Annotated in this window: 20 protein-coding genes; 10 read left to right on the top strand and 10 right to left on the bottom strand. The window is 47.2% G+C overall.

Translation table 11 applies throughout. From position 1 onward, the window contains the following. Positions 1–27: 27 nt before the first annotated feature. Together ACJB0T_RS05165 and tnpA are read right to left on the bottom strand one after the other, a co-directional pair. Positions 28–630, bottom strand: a complete 603-nt coding sequence (locus tag ACJB0T_RS05165) for a class I SAM-dependent DNA methyltransferase (protein WP_479294514.1) — start codon at positions 628–630, stop codon at positions 28–30. Positions 631–776: 146 nt separating this feature from the next. Further along, positions 777–1,208, bottom strand: coding sequence for an IS200/IS605 family transposase (tnpA, locus tag ACJB0T_RS05160; protein WP_479292449.1), 432 nt, complete (start codon positions 1,206–1,208; stop codon positions 777–779). Between the two features lie 203 nt (positions 1,209–1,411). On the opposite strand from tnpA, the gene ACJB0T_RS05155 reads away from it, so the two are divergent. Then, positions 1,412–2,107 (top strand): pirin family protein, encoded by a 696-nt coding sequence (locus ACJB0T_RS05155; protein ID WP_479292447.1) that lies wholly within the window; start codon positions 1,412–1,414, stop codon positions 2,105–2,107. Positions 2,108–2,130: 23 nt separating this feature from the next. Here ACJB0T_RS05155 and ACJB0T_RS05150 read toward each other — a convergent pair whose 3' ends face one another. Together ACJB0T_RS05150 and ACJB0T_RS05145 are read right to left on the bottom strand one after the other, a co-directional pair. Continuing rightward, positions 2,131–2,310: a hypothetical protein gene (locus ACJB0T_RS05150; RefSeq protein WP_479292445.1), complete on the bottom strand. Its 180-nt coding sequence runs from the start codon at positions 2,308–2,310 to the stop codon at positions 2,131–2,133. Positions 2,311–2,518: 208 nt separating this feature from the next. Beyond that, positions 2,519–3,502 (bottom strand): arginine deiminase-related protein, encoded by a 984-nt coding sequence (locus tag ACJB0T_RS05145; RefSeq protein ID WP_479292443.1) that lies wholly within the window; start codon positions 3,500–3,502, stop codon positions 2,519–2,521. Between the two features lie 583 nt (positions 3,503–4,085). Here ACJB0T_RS05145 and ACJB0T_RS05140 point away from each other — a divergent pair. The 6 genes from ACJB0T_RS05140 to maiA all read left to right on the top strand — a co-directional run bounded on the left by ACJB0T_RS05140 (position 4,086) and on the right by maiA (position 11,830). Further along, positions 4,086–5,939 carry an ABC transporter ATP-binding protein gene (locus ACJB0T_RS05140; protein ID WP_479292441.1) on the top strand — a complete coding sequence of 618 codons (1,854 nt, stop codon included), beginning with the start codon at positions 4,086–4,088 and terminating at the stop codon, positions 5,937–5,939. Between the two features lie 192 nt (positions 5,940–6,131). Further along, positions 6,132–7,553 (top strand): anaerobic C4-dicarboxylate transporter, encoded by a 1,422-nt coding sequence (locus ACJB0T_RS05135; protein ID WP_479292439.1) that lies wholly within the window; start codon positions 6,132–6,134, stop codon positions 7,551–7,553. Between the two features lie 404 nt (positions 7,554–7,957). Next, complete coding sequence (gene hppD, locus ACJB0T_RS05130) at positions 7,958–9,043, top strand: 4-hydroxyphenylpyruvate dioxygenase (protein WP_479292438.1); 1,086 nt, start codon at positions 7,958–7,960, stop codon at positions 9,041–9,043. Continuing rightward, the gene (locus ACJB0T_RS05125; protein ID WP_479292436.1) at positions 9,036–10,169 is read left to right on the top strand and encodes a homogentisate 1,2-dioxygenase; all 1,134 of its coding nucleotides are present in this window, start codon (positions 9,036–9,038) and stop codon (positions 10,167–10,169) included. Before hppD ends, ACJB0T_RS05125 begins: the two co-directional genes overlap by 8 nt. Before the next feature lies 1 nt (position 10,170). Further along, positions 10,171–11,181 carry a fumarylacetoacetate hydrolase family protein gene (locus tag ACJB0T_RS05120; protein ID WP_479292434.1) on the top strand — a complete coding sequence of 337 codons (1,011 nt, stop codon included), beginning with the start codon at positions 10,171–10,173 and terminating at the stop codon, positions 11,179–11,181. Beyond that, positions 11,126–11,830 carry a maleylacetoacetate isomerase gene (gene maiA / locus ACJB0T_RS05115; protein WP_479292432.1) on the top strand — a complete coding sequence of 235 codons (705 nt, stop codon included), beginning with the start codon at positions 11,126–11,128 and terminating at the stop codon, positions 11,828–11,830. The genes ACJB0T_RS05120 and maiA overlap by 56 nt, the downstream gene beginning before the upstream one ends. A gap of 43 nt (positions 11,831–11,873) precedes the next feature. On the opposite strand, the gene ACJB0T_RS05110 is transcribed toward maiA, so the two are convergent. Then, the gene (locus tag ACJB0T_RS05110; protein WP_479292430.1) at positions 11,874–12,446 is read right to left on the bottom strand and encodes an acyl-CoA thioesterase; all 573 of its coding nucleotides are present in this window, start codon (positions 12,444–12,446) and stop codon (positions 11,874–11,876) included. A 197-nt stretch (positions 12,447–12,643) separates the two neighbouring features. Here ACJB0T_RS05110 and ACJB0T_RS05105 point away from each other — a divergent pair, with 197 nt between their 5' ends. After that, positions 12,644–13,045 (top strand): PPC domain-containing DNA-binding protein, encoded by a 402-nt coding sequence (locus ACJB0T_RS05105; RefSeq protein ID WP_479294511.1) that lies wholly within the window; start codon positions 12,644–12,646, stop codon positions 13,043–13,045. A 40-nt stretch (positions 13,046–13,085) separates the two neighbouring features. Here ACJB0T_RS05105 and ACJB0T_RS05100 read toward each other — a convergent pair whose 3' ends face one another. Continuing rightward, a complete protein-coding gene (locus ACJB0T_RS05100; protein ID WP_479292428.1) occupies positions 13,086–15,674 on the bottom strand; it encodes a cellulose-binding domain-containing protein in 2,589 nt (862 codons plus the stop codon). Positions 15,675–16,081: 407 nt separating this feature from the next. Here ACJB0T_RS05100 and ACJB0T_RS05095 point away from each other — a divergent pair, with 407 nt between their 5' ends. Next, complete coding sequence (locus tag ACJB0T_RS05095) at positions 16,082–16,318, top strand: hypothetical protein (RefSeq protein WP_479292426.1); 237 nt, start codon at positions 16,082–16,084, stop codon at positions 16,316–16,318. A 119-nt stretch (positions 16,319–16,437) separates the two neighbouring features. Next, entirely contained in the window at positions 16,438–17,100 is a 663-nt protein-coding gene (locus tag ACJB0T_RS05090; RefSeq protein WP_479292424.1) for a cupin domain-containing protein, read from the top strand. Between the two features lie 6 nt (positions 17,101–17,106). Here ACJB0T_RS05090 and galM read toward each other — a convergent pair whose 3' ends face one another. From galM to ACJB0T_RS05070, 4 genes are all read right to left on the bottom strand, one after another. After that, a complete protein-coding gene (gene galM, locus ACJB0T_RS05085; protein ID WP_479292423.1) occupies positions 17,107–18,141 on the bottom strand; it encodes a galactose-1-epimerase in 1,035 nt (344 codons plus the stop codon). A gap of 31 nt (positions 18,142–18,172) precedes the next feature. Further along, positions 18,173–19,339 (bottom strand): galactokinase, encoded by a 1,167-nt coding sequence (galK, locus tag ACJB0T_RS05080; RefSeq protein WP_479292422.1) that lies wholly within the window; start codon positions 19,337–19,339, stop codon positions 18,173–18,175. Between the two features lie 60 nt (positions 19,340–19,399). Next, complete coding sequence (locus ACJB0T_RS05075) at positions 19,400–20,452, bottom strand: UDP-glucose--hexose-1-phosphate uridylyltransferase (RefSeq protein ID WP_479292420.1); 1,053 nt, start codon at positions 20,450–20,452, stop codon at positions 19,400–19,402. Between the two features lie 207 nt (positions 20,453–20,659). Continuing rightward, positions 20,660–23,761 carry a beta-galactosidase gene (locus tag ACJB0T_RS05070; protein WP_479292419.1) on the bottom strand — a complete coding sequence of 1,034 codons (3,102 nt, stop codon included), beginning with the start codon at positions 23,759–23,761 and terminating at the stop codon, positions 20,660–20,662. Between the last annotated feature and the right edge of the window lie 14 nt (positions 23,762–23,775).

The following is a 23,775-nucleotide window of genomic DNA, read 5'->3' as shown; positions in this document are numbered from 1 at the left end:
TTTTGCATTTTATAGCTTTCAAGCTTATTAGAGACCTTTCTCCACTATCAAATACGTATGTAACTCTGGATGCTGATCAAACTCTAAATGACGAATGATACAACCAAGCTCCATAAACAGTTTTAAGAACCCATTTGTCCCTAAAGAAGAGTAATAAACCTCTGGCCCCATAAAGTCATCAGTGTGTTCTCCTTCCTCATTGGTGCCTCCAAATGAAAAGATAAACACACCACCAGCATTCAGGCTATCTACGATTTTGGTCAACACTGGAACTTGTTGCTCTATAGGAATATGCCAGATGCTATCCCAAGCCGTAATAAAATCGTACGTAGATGGCAGCTTGCCTTCACATATGTCTTGATGATGAAAAGTCACATCCGGATGACGCTCTTTGGCAAGCACTATCATCTTGCTCGAGATATCTAGACCTTCTGGTTCAAAACCATTGCTCTTGAGTAGATCGACAAACCGTCCGGTACAGCCGCAGCCAATATCTAGCGCACGGCCTTTGCTATTTGCAAACTCAAGCGCTCGCTTATGAGCCGCAATACCATTCTCTCGATTAAAATCGTCGCTTTGCCACATATGGGTGATCGTATCGTAAGCTTGGCCTATCTGACGGGGCTTGATCATTGCTGACTATCCTACTCAAAAATATATTTCACAATGCCGTTCTTCAAAATTGTTGACCGACCTATTCAAGTTAAATGACCTCCGGCGGAGCCGGAGGCTTATTGGATGACGCCCTCTAAGGGCTTCAGTAAGCGCCCAAGGCGCTAGATACCAAACTTCAATTGATCACGGTGCTCATCTTCCTGTTCTTGATTTCTTATATATTCAAGTACTGTCTCTTCATCCAAACCGACTATAGATACAAAATCCCCCCTAGCCCAGAAGTGCTCACCATTAAAGTTTCGCTGCCTACCTCGAAACTTCTTAGCTATCGATATAGCGCTCTTGCCTTTGAGATAACCAACAACACTAGATACAGAATACTTTGGCGGAACACTGATGCACATATGAACATGATCTTTCATCAAATGCCCCTCTTCTATCGTTACACCTTTACGTTTGGCTAACTCATGAAATGTTGCACCTAAGTGTTTCCTGATTGCACCGTAAATCATTTTTTGTCTTTTCTTCGGGATAAACACCACGTGGTATTTACAATCCCATCGAGTATGAGACAGACTCTTATAGTCTCGCATAGGTTGTTTCCTCTTTACTTTTGGTCGAGCAAAGAAGTTACACATACCGTTGTCACGGTCAAACCTATGCGAGTCACCCCAGCAGAGCTGGGGGTTTATCAATGTTTAATTACTCCCGTTCATTCTTCATCATCCTAGACCTAAACTGAATCTCAGCAATACAACGAGTAAAACGCAAAAAGTCAGAAACAAGGAGATTCACTATGATCACTGTCAGACATTCACAAGACCGAGGCCAAGCAAACTTTGGCTGGTTAGATAGCAAGCACAGCTTTTCATTTGGGAGTTACTATGACCCTGAGTATATGGGTTTCTCTGCTCTGCGTGTGATTAACGATGATATTGTGCAGGCTGGCGCAGGTTTCGACACCCATGGCCATCGTGATATGGAAATCATCAGTTATGTGCTTGAGGGAACGATTGAGCACAAAGACAGTGAAGGAAACGTGCAATCTCTACCGACAGGAGAGTTCCAGTTAATGTCAGCAGGAAGCGGTATCTACCATAGTGAATACAACGGTTCAAACTCCGAGCCATTACGCTTTTTGCAAATATGGATTCAGCCGAATGAGTTTGGTAAAAAGCCGGGGTATCAGCAGAAAGATTTCGGACAACAGAGTGGATTAACCACCATTGCTACGCCAGATGGCCGTGATGGCACGTTGCAGATAAAACAAGACATGACACTGAGCCAGCTCGTGTTAAAGCCCAATACAGACCTAGCGTACACCATCGAGCCAAATCGAAACATCTACGTTCATCAGGTAGCGGGAGAGTTGAACGTCAACACCACCAAGCTCACTCCAGGTGATGGTGCCAGTATTGAGTCGCAATCCAAGCTGATATTTGAAAACCATGGCGACCAAAACATTATTGCATTACTGTTTGACCTACCATAATCGACAAAGCCAGAGTATTAGGGTCAGTCTGTCGCTGAGCGTATTGCTCTGGTTAATTTATCAAACCCCGCCTCCATTTCTCGTATCATGATGCGAATATTTTCAAACATATCAAAGCCGATAATGTCTTCAAGCACTTTAGGGTGAAAAGTTGCGACTAAAATAATAAGCACGATTGATAAGTAGGAAATTAGCTTACTCAATTGATATCCTTATGTTTTACATGGGCATTCTGCCCTTTCGCTAACATAAATAGCAGTCTAAAAGCTAAGGAGAAAAAGTCCAACTTTTCTGAGTTACGACTCAATAAGAAAGAAAAACACTCAACTCGTATCGTTTTGGTTATCTGGCCAGATCATTAGAAGGATTAGATAGCAAGCAACCCAATTGGACGGGCTGCTTGCTTTTTGATCATAGCTCAGTCGTTCGTGCTGGTAAAAACACTTCTCCCAGCATACATCTCACGCTACCACCGCCAATACTTTCTATGGTAGAAACATCAAACGGCAGCAATTTCCCGTGTGTTGCAAGTTGTTGCTTTTGCGCTGGTGTAAAAGCATCAAACGCCGATTTCGACATCGCGATCACCTTGCCACCATTCACGGTTTCCAGCTGTAGAATGTTGCCACAAAAGTGGTTTACCTGCTCCAAACTGATATCAATCACTTGCTTACTGTTCGCGAGTGACTTAATAACAAAACGACGCTCATACTCAGGGATCACTTCCGAGCAAATAACCGCAAAGTGCTCCCCAATCGCCATCATGACATTGGTATGATAGATAGGGTGGCCCGATGGCAAAGCAGTCTGGAACGACACTACGCGATGGTAACCAATTCGCTTAGCATAGTCTTCCAACGCTTCGCGCTCGCAGCGTTGAGATAGTGCCGCATAGATGGTTTTATTGATGTGATCTTTTACCATCACACCGGTACTTTCCAAAAACGCCCCTTGTTCCACGTAGCTCAGCAAATTGTCGGTGGCAACCACATGTCGTCCAGCGGCATTCAGGCTATCAATTAAGGCTTGTGGACGCACTTCTCGCTGGCGGTTTTTACATGCCATCGGAAAGGTGTAAAACGCTCCATCATGAGTGGTACTAAACCAGTTATTGGGAAATACGGCGTCTGGCGTTTCTTCACCATCAAGGGGGCAATCAAATTCGATAACCTGCACACCGGATTTACGCAGGCCAGTAACCATGGCCTTAAACTCCGCCATCGCTTTGGTTTTGACAGCACTGGCGTCAAGAGCAACTTGGTGCTGAAATTCATTGTCGGCCGCAGTCTCTGCATTAAAACCGAACTCTTTTGGCGGTACCATCACCACACAATTGGCATTTTGAATCGAACGGCCGACACGAGCGGAAATCGTCGTCTCGACAGATGCAGTCATTCCATGGTTCATAAACATCCCACTTCACTAGTTATCGCTTGAAAGTCATCGTTGTTAGCAACGTATTGTTGTTTTGCTTCTTGTCTTACTTAGATTCTTAAATTGTAAATAGTGTGTTAAATATTAATTTACTGAATGCAGGATTTAATCACAGACTAAACCGAAACATTGACTGATTGATGACAGTAATTCAGGAATATTTCCTGCACAAAAACCACGCAACAATGAAAAAAATGCACCAATTTGTGGATTAATATTCCGACAGTTCAATAAAATCACGGGGTTATGTATGGCAGCGGTTGTGAGTATTGGTTAAAAGCTATACACTTACTGAGTCTGATTCATCAGATCTCTTTCACGTGTTCTATCCCGCGAAACGGAACATTCGCCATGTAAAATCAAAATCAAAATCATAACTCTGACTCGCAAGTATCTTCCGCGCAGTTGCAAATCAGCTCGACAACCGTTACTTGTGAATATCTACTCTTATCTTTAGATAGGAGGATTTTTTGACTCTTTGAAACACGACCAAATATGCAGTCAATGGATTACAAAGAGTCTTTCCAACGTTGTTAGGTGAACCATGTACAAACGCTTTGAAAAATTTACAGAAGCTTTTCCAAAGCAAGATCCGGAGAAGCCGCCAGAGGGCATACTCGCTTTCTGCCGCTACTTCACGCGCGGCTTTGAAAAGCCGATCATTTTAATGTCACTATTTTCAACCATCATCGCTATCGCAGAGGTGATGCTGTTCGGATTTATGGGACAAATCGTCGACTGGCTAACCGCCAGCGATCCCCAAACCTTTTTATCTGAAAACGGTCATACCCTGTTTTGGGTTGGTTTTTGTGTTCTGGTGGTGCTTCCCACCATCTTGTTGATTGCCTCGCTGCTCGTGCATCAAACGCTGCTTGGCAACTATCCGATGGCTATTCGCTGGCAGGCACATCGCTATTTGCTCAAACAGAGTCTCTCTTTTTATCAAGATGACTTTGCTGGGCGTATCGCGACCAAGGTAATGCAAACCTCTCTTGCGGTGCGCGAAACCGTGATGAAAACAGCAGATGTATTCGTGTATGTCTCTGTTTACTTCACCTCAATTTTGGTGATGCTCGCGGCAGCAGACTGGCGTTTGATGATGCCAATGTTGGTTTGGCTATGTGCTTACGTCTGCATTCAGATTTACTTCGTACCAAAACTGAAGAAAGTGGCAACAGAGCAAGCCGACGCGCGCTCTACGATGACCGGACGCATTGTGGATAGCTACACCAATATCTCTACCGTGAAGCTATTCTCCCATACCGATCGTGAAACCGAGTATGCGGAAAAAGGCATGAAAGGGTTCTTGGATACCGTCTATCGTCAAATGCGCTTGGTAACAGGTTTTGATGTTGCGGTTGAATTTACCAACTATGTGCTGCTGTTTACCGTCACTTCTATCTCTATTTACTTGTGGATGGATGGCGCGATTACGGTCGGTGCTATCGCGATTGCCATTGGTCTTGCGCTGCGTATCAACGGTATGTCGATGTGGATCATGTGGGAAGTCGGTGCCCTGTTTGAAAACATGGGTACGGTGGTTGATGGTATGAAGACCCTTTCTAAGCCTATTGATATCAAAGATGAAAAAGACGCTAAGCCCATCGTCGTCGATAAAGGCAGCATCGACTTTGATGACGTGAGCTTCCACTACGGTGAAAACAAAGGGGTCATCAGTAACTTGAATCTCAACATCAAACCGGGCGAAAAAGTCGGCTTGGTGGGACGTTCAGGTGCAGGTAAATCAACACTGGTGAATCTACTGCTACGTTTTCACGATGTGGAGGGGGGCAACATTCGTATTGACGGTCAATCCATCTCGAAAGTTACCCAAGACTCACTGCGCAGCAAAATTGGTATGGTGACGCAGGATACCTCTCTGCTGCATCGCTCGATTCGTGACAACATCCTCTATGGTAAACCCGATGCCACAGAAGAAGAGTTGCTTGCTGCAACCAAGCAGGCTCATGCTCATGAGTTTATCGAAACCCTAACCGACCCGTTTGGCAACGAGGGTTACGATGCACAAGTTGGTGAGCGTGGTGTGAAGCTTTCCGGTGGTCAGCGTCAGCGTATTGCCATCTCACGAGTGCTGTTGAAAAACGCCCCTATTCTGATCCTTGATGAGGCGACATCAGCGCTGGATTCAGAGGTAGAGGCTGCGATTCAAGAAAGCTTAAATGAGCTGATGGAAGGTAAAACGGTTATCGCCATCGCACACCGGCTATCAACCATTGCGGCTATGGATCGCCTGATTGTCCTAGACAAAGGTGAAGTCATTGAGCAAGGCAGCCACAAAGAATTGGTCGCGCAAGGTGGAGTGTATGCTCAGCTCTGGGCGCACCAAACTGGCGGCTTTATTGGTGCCGAAGATACTGATAAAGATAGCGTAGCTTAAAACACAAAGCGGAGCATAAATGCTCCGCTTTTTTGTTTCATTTCAGTCACATGTTGATCTCACTCGCAACAATGTGACCCTGTGTACAATTTTACACACCCATTCGAATTTACAAGATTTTCCGAATCTAGATCAGTATTTAGCACTGCATACGGGAGCATGATAACTCTGTCGCTATTAAAAGGAGTTGTTATGTTTTATGTTCACATGCTGCTGCTTCTGGCAGTCATTTTTGTCGGTATTCGCTATGGTGGGATTGCCTTCGGTCTACTTGGTGGATTAGGCGTTTCCATACTTAGTTTCTTCTTTGGCATTGCTCCCGGTACGCCCCCTATTGGCGTTATGCTCATCATTCTTGCGGTTGTTGCGGCGTCAGCAACACTTGAGGCAACAGGCGGCCTAAAACTACTCGTCCAATACGCTGAGAAATTGCTTCGTAAGCACCCATCTAAAGTCGTCTTCTTAGGACCTTTGTGTACTTATTCACTAACAGTCATGGTCGGTACGGGTCACTCGGTGTATCCACTGCTGCCGGTTATTTATGACGTCAGTATTAAGCGTGGTATTCGTCCAGAGCGTCCTATGGCTATTGCGACCATCGCCTCTCAAATGGGCATCACAGCTAGCCCTATTGCAGCGGCAGCGGCGGTAGTTATGGCAACGGCTGCGACCAACCACCTAGACATCTCTTTGGGTCAAGTGTTAATGGTGACCATTCCTGCGACATTAACGGGTGTATTGATTGCTGCAACTTGGAGCTTAAAGCGTGGTAAAGATTTGAATGACGATCCGGAGTTTTTGGAGCGCATGAAAGATCCACAATTCAAAGCGCAGCTTATCGACACCAGTGAAGAGAGCACAGGTGATGCTGGCATCAAAGAGAATCAAACGGCAAAACGCGGCCTAACCGTATTCTTACTCGGTATTTTGACGGTGATTTGCGTTGCTATGTTTGGTAAAGATCTGGGTCTGCTGCCTGATGGCGTAAAAACGTCGACCGCGTTGCAGTTCTTGATGCTCTCTGTCGGCGCTATAATCTTACTAACCACCAATGTTGATCCTAAAAAAATCGTCAACACCAACGTGTTTATCGCCGGTATGAGTGCGGTCATCATCATCTTTGGTATTGCCTGGATGAGTGACACCATCATTGCTTACAACAAGCCTTACATCATCAGCCTCGTTGAAGACGTCGTGAAGTCGCACCCTTGGACCTTCGCAATCGCCATGTACGTTTCTTCTGTGTTCCTTAAGAGCCAAGCTGCCGTATTGACTATTATGCTACCTTTAGGTTTTGCACTAGGCATTCCAGCAGAAGTCCTTATTGGCGTACTTCCCGCTTGTTACGCTTACTACTTCTTCCCATTCTACCCATCTGATCTGGCAGCGATTACTTTTGACCGCTCTGGTACCACTAAGATTGGTAAGTACATACTTAACCACAGCTTCCTGATCCCTGGCTTCATTGGCGTGATCACCGCGACAGCGATTGGTTATGCGATATCAACAGGTGTACTACCTATCTGGTTATGGGCGATTGCGACAGTTGGACTTGCATTTGCAGTGAACAGTTACATGAATCGAATGAGCAGTGAAACGCTTAAATTAGCGTAGAGACTCGCACAAACAGCACGAAAAAAGTGGAGGCAAACAAACGGCTCCACTTTTTGATCCTTTGGCGCTTGCCCCCTAGTTGAATGGGGTTCCCACTTTACGACTGAGGTGTACAATAAGCTTTACTTTTTTAACATTTCATTTACACCCCTCTTTTCTGCGCCCCTCTCTACCTAATATTTTATTTCCTTTAACTTCAATATATTAATCATCATTAATACTCAACACCAATCACACAAAACGACTTGTAGCAAATTTGTTACGCAATCAATTCACTAACTGCATTTTTGTCTAACGCTTTGACCCTATTCCCTTTTCCTTCAACTTTGCTCAAATTTAACTCAATACCCTACAACAAGGTCTTCCAACGAAGGAGACCGTCTGACTATCAAAAGGAAATGACCATGACTATCAACTTCAACCCTCTTGGAACCGATGGCTTTGAATTCGTTGAATACACAGCAGCGACTGACGATGGTATTAACGATCTAAAACGCCTCTTTGACTCGCTAGGGTTTGCTGAGATTGCTAAGCACCGCTCAAAAGAAGCTTGGTTATATCGTCAAGGAGACATCAACTTTATCGTCAACGCACAGCCACACAGCCAAGCAGAAGAGTTTGCGCGCATTCATGGCCCTTCGGTTTGTGGTATGGCGTTTCGAGTGGAAGATGCCGCGAAAGCGATGGCACATGCTCTAGAAAATGGGGGAGAGCAATATGTCACCGAAATCGGTCCTATGGAGCTAAGCATTCCTGCCATTTACGGCATCGGTGAGAGTCTGCTCTACTTCGTTGACCGCTACGGAAGCAGCAGCATCTACGATGTGGACTTTAAGTTCTATCCAGATGCCCAAAAACGCCTAGCCGAGCAAGACGTGGGGCTTTACGAGCTTGACCACCTAACTCACAACGTTAAGCAAGGTAACATGGATGTGTGGTCGGGTTTCTATGAGCGTATTGGCAACTTCCGAGAGATCCGCTACTTCGACATCGAGGGCAAACTCACAGGGCTTGTTAGCCGTGCGATGACCGCGCCTTGTGGCAAAATCCGCATCCCTATCAACGAATCTTCAGACGACAAATCGCAGATCGAAGAATTCATTCGTGAGTATAACGGCGAAGGTATCCAGCACATCGCACTGACCACTGACGATATCTATCAGACCGTACAAACACTGCGTGATCGCGGCATGGACTTTATGCCAACTCCAGATACCTACTACGAAAAAGTCGACGCACGAGTCAAAGGTCATGGCGAGGATGTAAGCCGCCTGCAAGATCTGCGCATTCTTATCGATGGTGCACCAATGAAGGATGGCATTTTATTGCAGATCTTTACTCAAACCGTCATTGGTCCTGTGTTCTTCGAAATCATTCAGCGCAAAGGCAATGAAGGCTTTGGGGAAGGCAACTTTAAAGCGCTGTTTGAGTCGATTGAAGAAGATCAGATCCGCCGCGGCGTGTTAAACGAGGTAACCGATAATGCGTAAATGGCCAACGTTCCCTCACCGCGAGGGAACCTATTCGAAGCAGGCTCATGCCGACTTTCCTGACGAGGCGATTTATGAGCGAGAAGCAGGTCGAGAAGGTTTCTTTGGCCCTGCTAGCCACTTTCACCACCAGCATGCACCAACTGGATGGACTGAATGGGAAGGCGATCTCAAGCCTCGTGCCTATAATCTCAACCATGTTGAGTCTGCTCAACAATCATCGCCTTGGTCTGCCCCGAGCATATTGGAAAATCGCGAATGTAAAGTGCGAGTCTGGAAGCTAGCAGAAAAAATGTCAGGTCTTGCTCGTAACGGCGACGGTGATGAACTGCTATTCATTCACCAAGGCAGCGCAGATCTTTATTGTGACTATGGCCATCTTAAAATTGAAGAAGGCGATTACGTACTGATCCCTCGCTCAACCAACTGGCGACTAGAACCTAAAGCGCCGATGTTCATCTTAATGATAGAAAACACCGGCTCAGCCTACGCACTTCCAGAAAAAGGCATCGTTGGTCAGCACGCCGTATTTGACCCAGCGATACTTGAAGCACCTGCGATTAATGAACGCTTCAAGGCGCAATACAGTGAAGAGCAAACCACGGTTTCACTCAAGCGCGGCAACAAAATCAACACCATCACTTATCCGTTTAACCCACTGGATGCGATTGGCTGGCACGGAGACTTATCGGTACTTAAGCTCAACTGGCGAGACATCAGACCGCTGATGTCTCATCGCTATCACTTACCACCTTCAGCGCATACGACGTTCGTCGGCAATGGGTTTGTGGTTTGCACCTTCGTACCAAGACCTATTGAGAGCGATCCCGGTGCACTGAAAGTTCCGTTCTACCACAACAATGATGACTACGATGAAGTGCTGTTTTACCACGCTGGGGACTTCTTCAGTCGAGATAACATCGAAGCGGGCATGATGACGTTCCACCCTGCTGGGTTCACACACGGGCCACACCCTAAAGCATTCAAAGCCGGGCTGGAAGCTAAGAAAACCTTTACCGATGAAGTCGCAGTAATGATAGATACGCGCAATGCGCTCAAGCACAGTGTCGAAGCCGAGGCGGTGGAAAACCGCGAATACGTTTACAGCTGGAAAGCAGGGAATTGATATGAAACTAGCAACACTTAACAACAACACCCGCGACGGCCAGTTGGTTGTCGTCAGTCGCGACCTCAGCCAATGTATTGCCGTGCCTGAAATAGCCTCAACTCTGCAAGCCGCTCTCGATAACTGGCAGCAACTTGAGCCTCTTCTCAACGAAGTTTACCTTGGCCTTAACCAAGGCATTTTGATGCAAACCATGCCATTTGAGCAGTCACAATGCGAGTCTCCTCTGCCGCGCGCCTATCAATGGGCGGATGGCTCGGCTTATGTCAATCACGTAGAACTGGTTCGCAAAGCACGCGGCGCAGAAATACCAGAGAGCTTTTGGACCGACCCTCTTATGTACCAAGGTGGTTCCGACACCTTCTTGGCACCGCGCGCACCTATTGCTATGGAAAGTGAACAGTGGGGCATCGACTTTGAGGGCGAAGTCGCCGTCATTACCGATGACGTCCCGATGGGAGCAAGTTCCGAGCAAGCGCACGACTCAATCCGACTGCTAATGCTCGTCAATGACGTGTCATTGCGTGGACTCATTCCAGGAGAGCTTGCTAAAGGATTCGGCTTCTTTCAATCCAAACCTTCATCGGCATTTTCGCCAGTTGCTATCACGCCCGACGAACTTGGCAAAGCATGGCGCGACAGTAAGGTTCACCTGCCACTGATCTCGCACTACAACCGTGAACCATTCGGGCACCCAAATGCGGGCGTTGATATGACATTCGATTTTGCCGAACTCGTTGCCCACGCAGCGAAAACAAGACCGTTGTCAGCTGGCTGCATCGTCGGCTCTGGCACAGTCTCGAACAAGCAAGGCACCGAATACGGCACATCCATTGAAGAAGGTGGCATTGGATATTCATGTATTGCAGAGAGACGAATGATTGAAACTATTCGCGATGGTCAACCAACCACATCATTTATGCGCTTTGGCGACAGCATCAAAATAGAAATGCTGGATGATAGTGGCCAATCTATCTTTGGCGCGATTGAGCAAACAGTCGAGAAATATTAAGGGTCATGATTTGATTCTGTATGACTACTGGCGGTCATCGGCCGCTTATCGGGTACGGATAGCGTTAAACCTAAAAGGCATTTCGTTTCAGTCCGTACCGATAAATCTCATCAAAGATGGGGGGCAACAACACTCGCCCGACTACACCGCACTCAACCCGAATGAACTGGTGCCACTACTGGTTGATGGTGAAATCACACTCAATCAATCACTGACCATCATCGATTACTTGGATGAACGCTATCCAGGACTAAGATTGACACCGAGTGAGGGTAAGCAGCGTTATCTGGTGAAAGCACTGGCGCAGGACATTGCAATCGACATTCATCCAATCAACAACCTGAGAGTGATTCAACACTTACACCAACAGTTTGAGATCGATGAGCAAGATAAAGTGCGCTGGATGCAACATTGGATTAGCAAAGGCTTTAGCGCACTAGAGCAAAAACTGACACCGATTCGTGGTGACTATTGTGTTGGAAATAAAGTGAGTCTTGTTGATGTCTGTTTAGTGCCGCAGGTATACAACGCTCAGCGCTTCGGTGTCGATATGTCGACCTACCCGAACATAGATGAAATAGCGGGCAGGCTTAATGAGCTCGACGCCTTTCAGAGAGCGTCCCCTGAGAATCAAAGCGACGCCACATAGCTGAACAGACTAGTCAAATAGAAAAAGGCCAGTCTACTGGCTTTTACTGCTCGCTCACTTGAACTTGTGAATCACCCACACCTTCGTAAGCGGTTGGCGGCCATGGACGATGCTGCTCCGAATCTATCCACTCTTGCACCCACATTGGAATATCACTTGTCATTGGCTGTTCGCCCGCAGCATCAATCACTTGCTGAGGAGGTACAATGCCATTTTTCGAGGTGACACCTGCACGAATCAAAACTGAAGAACAAGGGTGTCCTTTCACCCACATCGACTGCTCAAGATAGAACCATTTGTCATCAGTAGCAACACACTGGGTTTTCATAGTGATTTTGTCGAACATACGCACGCGCTTACGATAGCGAACCGAACTTCCGGCGACCACTAAACCCCAACGGTTTTGTTTGAGAGTACGCATCAATCCACACTTGACCGATAACGCCGTGCGTCCCAAATCATAAAGGGTAAGAATGCGGCCGTTGTTCATCTCCATGAACATATCTATGTCCCATGGGTGACAACGAAATTCGATTTCATCTTGTTGGGTATAACTGATGGCTGGCTTCTTATTAGATTGAAAAATGGTCTTGGCCAGTCTTAAAAAAGGGTACATGTTATTACTCATCTTTGAATGCTGATCTGTAACCATAGACCTGAACTGGAACCTTTACTCTAAAAAGAGTGCGTTTTGTGACCCATATGGCACACACAGTGGTATTGCTAGCATCTGTACGTTCAACGTTTGGTGGTGTTTTTACCGCCAAGAATTGCTACAGTCTTGTCTGTTTAGAGGCCACTAAAACGTTAACCATGACGATATTACTTATTGCTACTCGACTGACTCGCGGTCAAGATCTAAAACTTGCCATTGCTGAACTTATTCTCCAGCACAACTTAACCGCTGGCTCTATTGCTTCTTGTGTTGGTTGTCTATCGAAAGTACACCTTCGCCTTGCAGGTGCAGAGAGAACCTTGCTACTTGAGGAGCCATTAGAGATCGTCTCGATAATGGGCACGCTCACCCCAGATCATCAACACATTCATATTTCAGTTGCCAACAAACGTGGAGAGGTCTTGGGTGGACACCTTCTCGAAGGAAGCATCATAGATACAACAGCAGAGCTGTTGATTCATCGCTATCCAAAGCGCCGCTTTGCTCGAGAGTATGATGCAAATACGGGTTATAGCGAATTGGTTACCGACGAGAACTAAAAAAGGCCTCCAAATGGAAGCCTTTGATTAATATGAATCCTTATTGTGGATTCAACCCTAGCGTTTGCAATACCAGCTTAAAGTTGTCCTGACGCTCTTTCACCGCGTGAACCTTACCACTCACCGGACAAGTACTATCAGGACAGCCACGGTTAACAATACCTGACACCGCATCGATAAACTCAGTGCCTTGCATTCCACCGTCTACGTATTTCTTAAGCTCAGTATGATAGTTCCAAGCCGCGTACGGACCATCTTCATCATTGTAAGTTTGAACCGAAGAGACCCAGTAGAACAGGCCCGCAATCCATTTGATTTCGCGATTCTCTTCTGAGCTACAAATTAAGCCTGGGTTTGAACAGAAATCTAAATCAGCATAAAGAGGATTAGCAGGAGGTGCTTCCACCACCACACCATTCACAGTAGTGCCTACGGTATCTGGGTCAACATGCGAGCGTCCCATAAAGTGGTTAAGCGTACCGAAGTTTTGGCGACCAGTGGTTTGAATAACGCCACGTCCCCACCAACCACAGCCTTCAACCGTTCCAGTCGTATCGCTTCCATCCCAGATAAACTTGCCGGCCTTCTGGCCTTCGTAAACTTTACAGTCAGCACGCTCCCACACTTGCTGTGAGCTATCCACCGTCGATGGGACTTCCATGCAGTGACCATCGTTAGTCCAACGACCAACGTTACCGTTCACTAGCAGGCCTTTCTCGGCAAGAACAGAGTCTGGCGCTGCGAAAATCGGAGCAGGTGCGCCGTACCATTTGGCATTGGTCAGTGCACTGACTTCCATCTTAGGATCGCGCGGACATGAGTATGGATGATCAATACCCGTCACGGGGTCCATCCCGTAATCGGCATACTTCTGACCCAATTGACCACAACTTGCCGTCATAGGGTAGTTAACCGCAGCGCCGTATCTAACTTCTGACCAGTTGTTTTCATCACAGGCGTTGTAACGAATGGTCTCTTGCATACTTTGTGATAGGAAAGCGGCAATCGCAACTTTAGCGTATTTAGCATTGGTCGCGTCATCAGCCGTCTCGTCCAGTAGCCAGAATGTATTGCCCGCCACACCGACGTTGTGCATAGAGTTGAGCCCTGCTAGGAAGTCCGCCCATTTATACACAGTCGACGGTGACCAGTTACCTTGCGACACCTCATACAAGAATGCTTGATTGTTCATTGCATTTTCCGCACTCGCCAGCTCGCTGTTAAGTGCAGCGATACGGGTAAGAGGACCATTGGTGATGCTCTCTCCCACGTAGTAAAGCGGCAACTTAGCGGTTTGGTACTGCTCAATCTTATTGGTAAGTTCGACAGTTTCACTATCAAACAAAATCGCAAACACATTGCTATGCGCTGCCTTACGAAGCTGACCTTGTTTGGACAAGTCCCCCATGAAGTAATTCACCGTTTGCGACGTTGGCATGGAGGTTAACAACGCAGGGGTACGGATATGATCAGAGACTTGCTTCACATACTCTAAAGCGTAGTACCACTGCTCATCAGATAACGCAGGCGTGTCAGCCGACTTAGTAAAGGCAATAAAGTCCGCTTTATTTGTCGAGCCTGCGTCATAAAGTGTAAAGCTTGATAGCAAATCTGCAGAAGATGAAGAGGCCGCATTCCAAACCGCACGCTTACCTGAGTGAGAGTTGTAAGCAAAGTCACCAATAGTTAATGTCCAGCCAAAGGTCGCCTGAGGCGCTAAAGTGGAAATAATAAGGTTATGAGCCTGTGCCCAGCCATTAACATCATCAGTCAGTGCGCTAATGGCACTCGCATCAATCGCGCTGGCGGTTGATGCCACCGCCGCTGTAAGTGCTTGTTTGACTGCTACAGAGCCAAGCGCTTGCCCTTTGTCAGCCGTCGCCAAGTCAAGAACATCCGATGTGAGTACAATCGAGCTGCCACCCGCCGCTTCAGCGATTTGAATGAGTGTAACAAAGGCATTGGTCAACTTAGCGACGTCTGCCAGGTCCTGACTACTATTGGTTGCAAAATATTGACTCGCAGGCGCATCAAGAGAAGCAGGACTTGTGACTACCAAATGGCTTGGCCATCCAGCGACTTCCAATCTCACCGGATCAAGAGGGTTTGGCAAAGTAAGTTTTGCACTTGGCTCAGAAGAGGCACCACCACAATCTAGATGTGTTGCCCAGCTGCTATCGCTACCCGGAATGGAAGACGTCCACCAGTTGGCCTTATACGCTACATTTTCGTTGACCATAATGTCGCCAGCTGTAGCGTGGTTTCCTTGCGTCCAATCTGGGTAAACATTGAAGTCAGCACACGCACCACTTGGAGGAGGAGTGCCAGGGTCTGGTGTTGGCTCAGGCGTTGGATCTGGAGTTGGTTCAGGAGAAGGATCAGGGGTTGGTTCTGGTGACGGATTGGTGCTACTGACCACTTTCCATGGAGAATCCCATTCATTGGCATAGGTGTCCGTTGGGCTTTGACCTGCCCCAACCCACCACTTAGCCTCATAGGTGGTGCCATCCACCGTTACTTGACTACCACCAGAGTACGACTGCGTGGCATCATAAGGTTCAGCAGCAAACACATGGCTGCTAAACACTAGGCACGCTATAGAGAGCGTGACCTTGTTCATCCTAAACATATTTTTACCTTTCTAAAGAGAATATCTTTCTGTTTCACGAGCTAAAAAAGAGCGAATAGAAACCATTTCGTTATTTAGTAGCTAAAAATATGCTAGCAGCCTAAAGGCAGGTTATCAGGCAATAGGTCAATAATAATGATCAGATGCGGGAGATTTCACAAAATAAATGCAAATTTATAATGAGTTAATTATTAGTTGGAAATAAGTTCAATTATTGAACAAAGCTCGCTTGAATCCTGTTTTGTCACTCATCGCTCCTTAACTCCACGAGATGCAACAACTCAGAACCTCTTTCAAAACCCAAATGCTTATTCAACACTTTGCAATAAAGCTGTCACACTTTGTCACTATCTTGCATCGCGACACTCAAACGAAACCACCTTCATTCGGTCAGTTAATCAAACGCTATGCAACAACACAAACACCCGATGGACGCCACTATCGTGCGTCTGATGCAATCACAAGGCTTGATAAAAAGTGAGGCACGCTCAAGGCTTAAACGCGAAGTCTATCAACTCGACCCGAGCCAAATTCAGAAGGTAAAACGCTACGCTGAACATTTTGGCATCAATGCACAAGAAAAGTTGATTGAAGAGATATTGGAGCTAAGACGAGAAAGATTAATTTCCCGATTGACGTGCTAATTGATTCACACATACAGATGCCACGAACCTAAGATTCAATGCTAAGATCATTAAAACTGATCGCTAGGCAAACGCCCTAACGTATCAAATCGTCGAGATTCAAACTAGTAGAGCAAAGCATGGAAACTCTAATCAACGCCGATTTTGACCAGCGCGTAGTGATACGACCAACTGACTACCAGTGGGTTGACTCTCCTATGCCCGGCGTAAGTCGCATGCGTTTAGACCGCATTGGTGATGAAGTGGGACGTGTGACGTCCATTGTACACTATGAGCCAAACAGCGCGTTTTCAGCACACACCCACAGCGGCGGTGAAGAGTTTTACGTTTTGGAAGGCACCTTTTCCGATGAGCACGGCGACTACCCAGCAGGCAGCTATGTCCGTAATCCCATTGGCAGCGCACATACGCCGAAAATTGGCTCTGACGGTGCGACTATCTTCGTCAAACTGCACCAGTTCCATGAGCAAGACCAAGCTCAGTTTTGCATCAATACATTAAAGCAGTCATGGTATCGAGGATTGGTCGACGGACTCACCGTGATGCCGCTACATGAGTTTGAAGCTGAGCATGTTGCGCTAGTTAAATGGGCGCCCAATACCCAGTTCAATGCTCACCAACATTGGGGCGGAGAAGAAATATTGGTACTAGAAGGCACCTTTTATGACGAGCATGGTGAATACCCTAAAGGCACTTGGATTCGCAGTCCTCACCTTAGCAAGCACACCCCCTTCACCAAAGAAGATGGTGCGCTTATTTACGTCAAGACTGGGCATTTATAGTCGAGTTTATTTGATGGCAAACTCGTAACTTGTACTGTGCTTATACTGATTGCCAGGTCGTAGAATCGCATCTGACTCTTTCCAGTCGCGATTGGGCGAGTCTGGATAGAACTGAGTTTCCAACGCAACCCCTTGATAATCTTTGTATAGTCCGCCTAGGCGATTAGGTGTATTCGCTAGCCAGTTACCCGTATACAGCTGCATTCCTGGTTTCGTCGTGAAGACGCTCATTTCAACACGACTGTCTGGAGAGACGAGACGCGCCACCGGCTCGTTACCTTGGCTCTCTAAAACGTAACAATGATCATACCCATTTGCTTGTCGTTGCTGCTCATCGGCCAATAGATGGGTCGAAATGGGCTTGGTCATATTGAAATCGAAACTGGTCCCCGCGACAGCCTCTGGTTCTGTAAAAGGAATACCATCCGCTTGTGTCGGCAAATAGTGCGCAGCACGTATCTGCAAGCTATGACCTAAGATATCCTCTTCAGACTCAGCACCCAAAAGATTAAAGTAAGCGTGATTGGTTAGGTTCACCGGCGTTGCCGCAGTTGTTGTCGCACTGTAGTCAATAAGTACTTGGTTTTGTTCACTAAGGCTATAGCGGACACTCACCATTAGCTCGCCGGGGAACCCTTGGTCACCATCGGCTGAAACTAAACTGAGCTTAACACTGTTATCACTCTTCTCAACCAAACTCCAACGGCGCTTATCAAAGCCATCCAAGCCGCCGTGTAAACTGTTGCCTGATTGGTTGGTCGCGGCTTGAAACTCGTGGCCATCAATCTTAAACCTTCCACCAGCGATTCGATTGGCAAAGCGGCCGACTGTCGCACCTAAGAAGACCTTTTGACGCGCAAAGTCCTCCATCGTCTCAACGCCCAACAGCACTTCTCGTTTTTCATCGTCGATAGGGAGCTTACAGCTGAGCCATGTCGCACCAACATCCATCACCGTTACTTCCATTCCAGAAGCATTCGACAAGGTGTAAAGTGAAGGTGGTTTGCCGTCTGCTGCAAGTCCATTCATTATGGCTGTCATCGCAATCCTCTTATCTCAAAGTCAGTCATTCTCAATGTTCAAGCACTTCTACAACACCTGACCCTGCACTTGCTTGGCAAACATAAATCGATGCTTGCAATCCAGTGGCTGCTTGATACTTCGCGGTCACAGTTTGCTCAACGGCATCGGTTAGACTTGGTGGGATCAGTGCAACGATACAGCCGCCAAAGCCGCCACCAGTCATTCTCACGCCGCCTTGGTCGCCAATCACATCTTTGACAATGTCAACTAAGCAATCTATTTCGCTCACGGTGATCTCAAAATCATCACGCATCGAAGCGTGTGATTCGGCCATGAGCTCGCCCAAACGTTTCATGTCTTGAGCTCGCAATGCCTTCGCAGCCTCAAGAGTTCGGTCATTTTCAGTGATAACGTGGCGCGCTCTTTTAGCAACGACGTCTTCTAAGCTTTGTTGGTTTTGATTGAACTCTTCAATACTCACATCCCGCAGCGCTTTGACGCCAAATACCTGAGCGGCTTTTTCGCACTGCAGACGTCTTGTGTTGTACTCACTGTCGACAAGACCGCGCTGCTTGTTGGAGTTGATGATGACCACCGCCATTGCTTCTGGCATCGACACCGCTTCCGATTCTAGCGTTCGACAATCAAGCAACATGGCGTGATTTTGCTCGCCTTTGGCGGAAATCATTTGATCCATAATGCCGCAGTTGCAGCCGACAAACTCATTTTCAGCTTGCTGACCATTGAGCGCGATTTCCGCTTGGCTGATATCGAGATCGTAAAGTGTTTTGAAAGTCTGCCCAATCACCACTTCCAAAGCCGCAGAAGAACTCAGTCCCGCGCCTTGAGGAACATTGCCCGTAACACAAATGTCAGCGCCGCTGAAGGTGTAGCCCCGCGCGAGCAAGAATTTCACTACACCACGAATGTAGTTTGCCCACATTTTTCCCGGCAAAAACTCGATCGGTTTGGAGAGGTCAAACTCATCGGTATCATTGCCATAATCGACCGACACCAAACGAATGAGGTTATCTTCGCGCTTTGCAGCAGCGACCACAGTTTGGTAGTTAATGGCACAGGGCAGCACAAAGCCATCATTGTAATCGGTATGTTCGCCAATTAGGTTCACTCGTCCAGGCGCTTGAATAATATGGGTCGGTTGATAATCCAGCACCTGTTTAAACACGCTTTTCACGTTAGTTATTAATTCAGACATAATACGCCCTCAATCCTTGGCTAATCACGGCAGCGTCAGCCGCCGTTTAAAATAGGGTGGTTACTGCTCTTTGTAATGCACATCACTCAACGCTCTCAGCCGATCAGCCGCTTGCTCTGCCGTCAAATCACGCTGTGATTCGGCGAGCATTTCATAGCCCACCATAAACTTTCTCACTGTTGCGCTGCGCAGTAGTGGCGGATAAAACAAGGCATGTAACTGCCAGTGCTCAATATCTTCACTGGCTTCAAAGAACGGCGCGAAGTGCCAGCCCATGGAGTATGGGAAAGAGCACTGGAATAAGTTGTCATAGCGGCTGGTCAGTTTTTTCATCGCCACCGCCAAATCATCTCGCTGCTCATCGCTGAGTTCGCTCATACGGCGAACATGCGTTTTGGGTAGCAACATGGTTTCAAACGGCCATGCTGCCCAGTAAGGTACAACAGCAAGCCAATGCTCGGTTTCAACCACGGTTCTTGAACCGTCTTGTCGCTCTGCCTCCACATAATCGACCAGCAGATTCGAGCCATATTGCTCAAAGTACTCTCGTAAGTGCTTATCTTTGCGCTCGATTTCGTTTGGCAAAAAGCTGTTCGCCCAAATCTGGCCGTGGGGATGCGGCTGTGAGCATCCCATGGTTTCACCTTTGTTCTCAAACGCTTGCACCCAAACGTAATCTTTACCTAGCTCTTCAATTTGCTCATTCCAGGTATCGATAACGCCACGGATTTTACTGACGCTGAGCTCAGGCAAAGTTTTACTGTGATCAGGAGAGAAGCAAATCACTCGGCTTAAACCTCGTACCCCTTGCGTTCTAAATAAAGGGTTGTCGGATTGCGGTGCATCGGGAGAGTCAGGCATTAGTGCCGCGAAATCGTTGCTAAACACGTAAGTACCTTGGTAATCCGGGTTCACATCACCAGAAATACGAGCGTTGGTAGGACACAAGAAGCAGTTTTCATCGAAGCTCGGCAACTGTTGCTTAGCAGGATTTTCGTCTTGACCACTCCAAGGACGCTTTGCACGATGTGGTGATACCAAAATCCACTGCCCGGTCAGTGGATTGTAACGACGATGTGGATGATCCACTGGGTCAAACTGAATGTCGATCATAGCTTTTCTCTATAGGTTAATTGCCCGCCGCTGAACATCTTATCAAGCTTTGTCTCGCTCGATCCGTGATCCAATTCGCGACAATGGAAACGTTTACACATAACTTTCATCAAGGATAGTCTTAAAATACAACACACTAAGACGTTATCGCCTTGATATTACTAGTAGGCGCTGTTATATAATTGGAAACGATTACAAACCATCAAGTTAGGAACCAAATCTTAGTGTTACCTCATATCGATAGCGTTGCTCGCTAAGCTGATAAGCCTTGTGGACGCTTGGTGTCCAAGAGTCATCGCCTCCTACGCCCATGTGGTAACCATCGACGCGCACATACAAGCAGCCATCTTTTTCAAGCTCGTTAGTGTGCTTAGCATTAGCTAAACTATGTTGGCTGAACTCGCTGACAGAAAAATGAAACTTGCCCTTCACCGTTAAACTTCCAACCTTTAACTCACGGCTATCACAGCGCAGACCATTTTCCGATGGGAAAATATAGTCAGTATGCATGCTAGACAGTGGCTGTTGATAGCGACCAAAGTGCGCTGATCCAATTCGGTCAGGGTAGTTTTCATGCGGCCCACGTCCAAGCCACTCAACTTGGGTGTCATCTTGTGGCTGATGATATAGCCCGAGCTCCAACCCCACTCTTGGCATTGGTGGTAAGCCTTTCGCGAACGCGACATCTACGTCCACAGTCAACTGACCTTCGCTATTAATGTGGTAACGCCAAGTGCTGCAAATGATTGGTGGCTGATCGTTGCTATAAATGGCTACGCAGGTGATATCGACACCACCCTCAGCCTCGTAATAATCGAAGGAATGACACTCGCGAGTTAAGTTCGCCAAGCCTGCGGTTTGCCAGCGGGCAAACCAAGAGTTGGGATCAAGTTTGTTGGCTTCACTAGTGCCGATATCGTTGTCGATAGGAGCTCGATAAAAGTTGTCTTGAATCGGCTGCGTTAGCTTCTCAACACCGCGAACTTTGCAGCTAACGAGATAGCCGCTAGCACTATCAAATCCAAAGGCGATATCATCGCTCACTACCGAGAGAATCTGCTCAGTTTCCTCCAGTTCTAACTTGGTGATTGGTGGCGTTTGAGGTATCACAAGCATCGGTAGCGTTTGCAGTTCTATTTGCTCAATCGAAGTGATATGACCCGCCTCTGCCCACCGCGTTTTTTCATTCAGTCTAGTTTCTAGATTTAGGTGGTACTCGCCGCCAGGCTGCTTATCGATAACCTCACATAGGATGATCTGCTGTTTCTGCCCAGGCTGAATTGTCATGGACATCTCGCCAGAAGTACTCAGCATGCCATCTTGGAGCAGTTGCCAGCAAAGTACTTCATTGTCACTGGCAACAAACAAGTTTTCGTTCTCTATTTCGATAGTAAGTGGCTGCTCACTAACCAGATTAAACTGATAATATTGCTGAGCTTTTTTCACTTCAAACAAGGCAGGATGCACCGTTCTATCTGGGAATATCAAACCATTGATACAGAACTGGCGATCATTAATTTCATCACCAAAGTCGCCGCCGTACGCCCAGTAAAGACGCCCTTTGTCATCCACTTTGCTCAGGCCTTGATCGACCCAATCCCAAATAAAGCCGCCTTGCAATCTTGGATGGTCACGAAACGCTTGCCAATAGTCGACAAAACTTCCCAAACTGTTACCCATCGCATGGGCATACTCGCATAGGATCAACGGCCGTGATTCATTTGGTAGCGCTATGGCCTTTTTGATGCCGATACGCGGAGTCACTTCTGGCTGATGCCCAACCACAGGCAAGTCCCAATTTACGCGCGCGTACATGGGACAAATTATGTCCGTCGCCGCCGTCATCGCACCGCCGCCTTCATACTGCACTGGCCTCGATGGGTCACGCTGTTTAACCCATTGATACATTGCATGATGATTGCCGCCGATGCCCGATTCATTGCCAAGCGACCACACAATCACAGACGGGTGGTTTTTATCTCGCTCGACCAAATTCACCATGCGTCGCATATAAGCGTTCAGCCATTCGCTGTCATCAGACAAACGGCACATCGGCACTTGGCCATGGGTTTCTATGTTGGCTTCATCGACTAAATACAGCCCAAACTCATCACACAGTTGATACCACATCGGATGGTTGGGGTAGTGCGCGGTACGTACCGCGTTAAAATTATTTTGCTTTAGGAGTTTGATGTCTTCTATCATCGCCTCGCGAGTCATGACATGCCCAAGCTCTGGATGATGCTCATGACGATTGACGCCACGAATAAGCAGCGGTTTACCGTTGACGCAGAGCTGGCCATTTAAGACTTCGACATTGCGAAAACCAACCGAATAGGCTTCGCAGTCAATGAGCTGATTCTGGTCATCAATGAGTGACACGACAACGCGATACAAATGGGGCGCTTCGGCGCTCCAAGCTTTCACATCGGCTACCGACAAGCGATGAATCGCTTTGTTGTCCCACGCACCTTTTTCATCGACAAATTCGACGCCAAATGCCTGAGTTTGAGCTGCTATTTCATTACCTGCTGCATCAAATATTGCCACGTTCACTTTAAGTGTGTCGCTTGGCGAAGATACCGTCGTCGTCACCGTTAACAGGTCATCTCGATAACCAGATTGTAAACTGGCGACAGTCTCCACATCCGCTATATGTGTTATAGGTTTCGTGCGCAAAGTAACATCACGGAAGATGCCACTTAGCCACCACATATCTTGATCTTCAAGATAAGAGCCGTCAGACCATCTCAGCACCATCACGGTTAGTTGGTTGCGACCCGATATCAGATGCTGGCCAAGGTCAAACTCAGCCGGCAGTCGAGAATCTTGTGAATACCCTACCCAATGTCCGTTACACCACAAATGGAATGCACTGTTCACACCATCAAAGGTGATGGTGGTGGACGTGTTTTCTCGTGGTGAATAATCAAAACTTTTACGATACACCCCTGTTGGGTTCTGCTCTGGAACGTAAGGAGGATTATCGACAAATGGGTACTTCACATTGGTGTAGATTGGTTTATCAAAACCATGCAATTGCCAGTTAGAAGGAACCGGAAGAGAATGCCAGTCTGCATCATCAAAATCTGGCTCAGTAAAGGCTTCTGACATAGCCTCTGGCGCTGTCAGCAAGGTAAACTGCCACTGCCCATTAAGAGAGGCTTGATTGTCTGATACGTTACCAACTCGAGCTTGCTCAATACTGCTGTAGGCATGCAAAGGCGCGTGAGCGGTCAGTACGTTACGCTGAATAACGTGTTGATTTTCCCACTCTCGTGCCGCCATCACTTGGGCAAAAGTTCTCATCTCTACTTCCTATG

This window comes from Vibrio sp. CB1-5, assembly GCF_059412285.1.
Note: the sequence above shows the minus strand (reverse complement) of the source record. Positions and strands in the feature narration are given on the sequence as shown.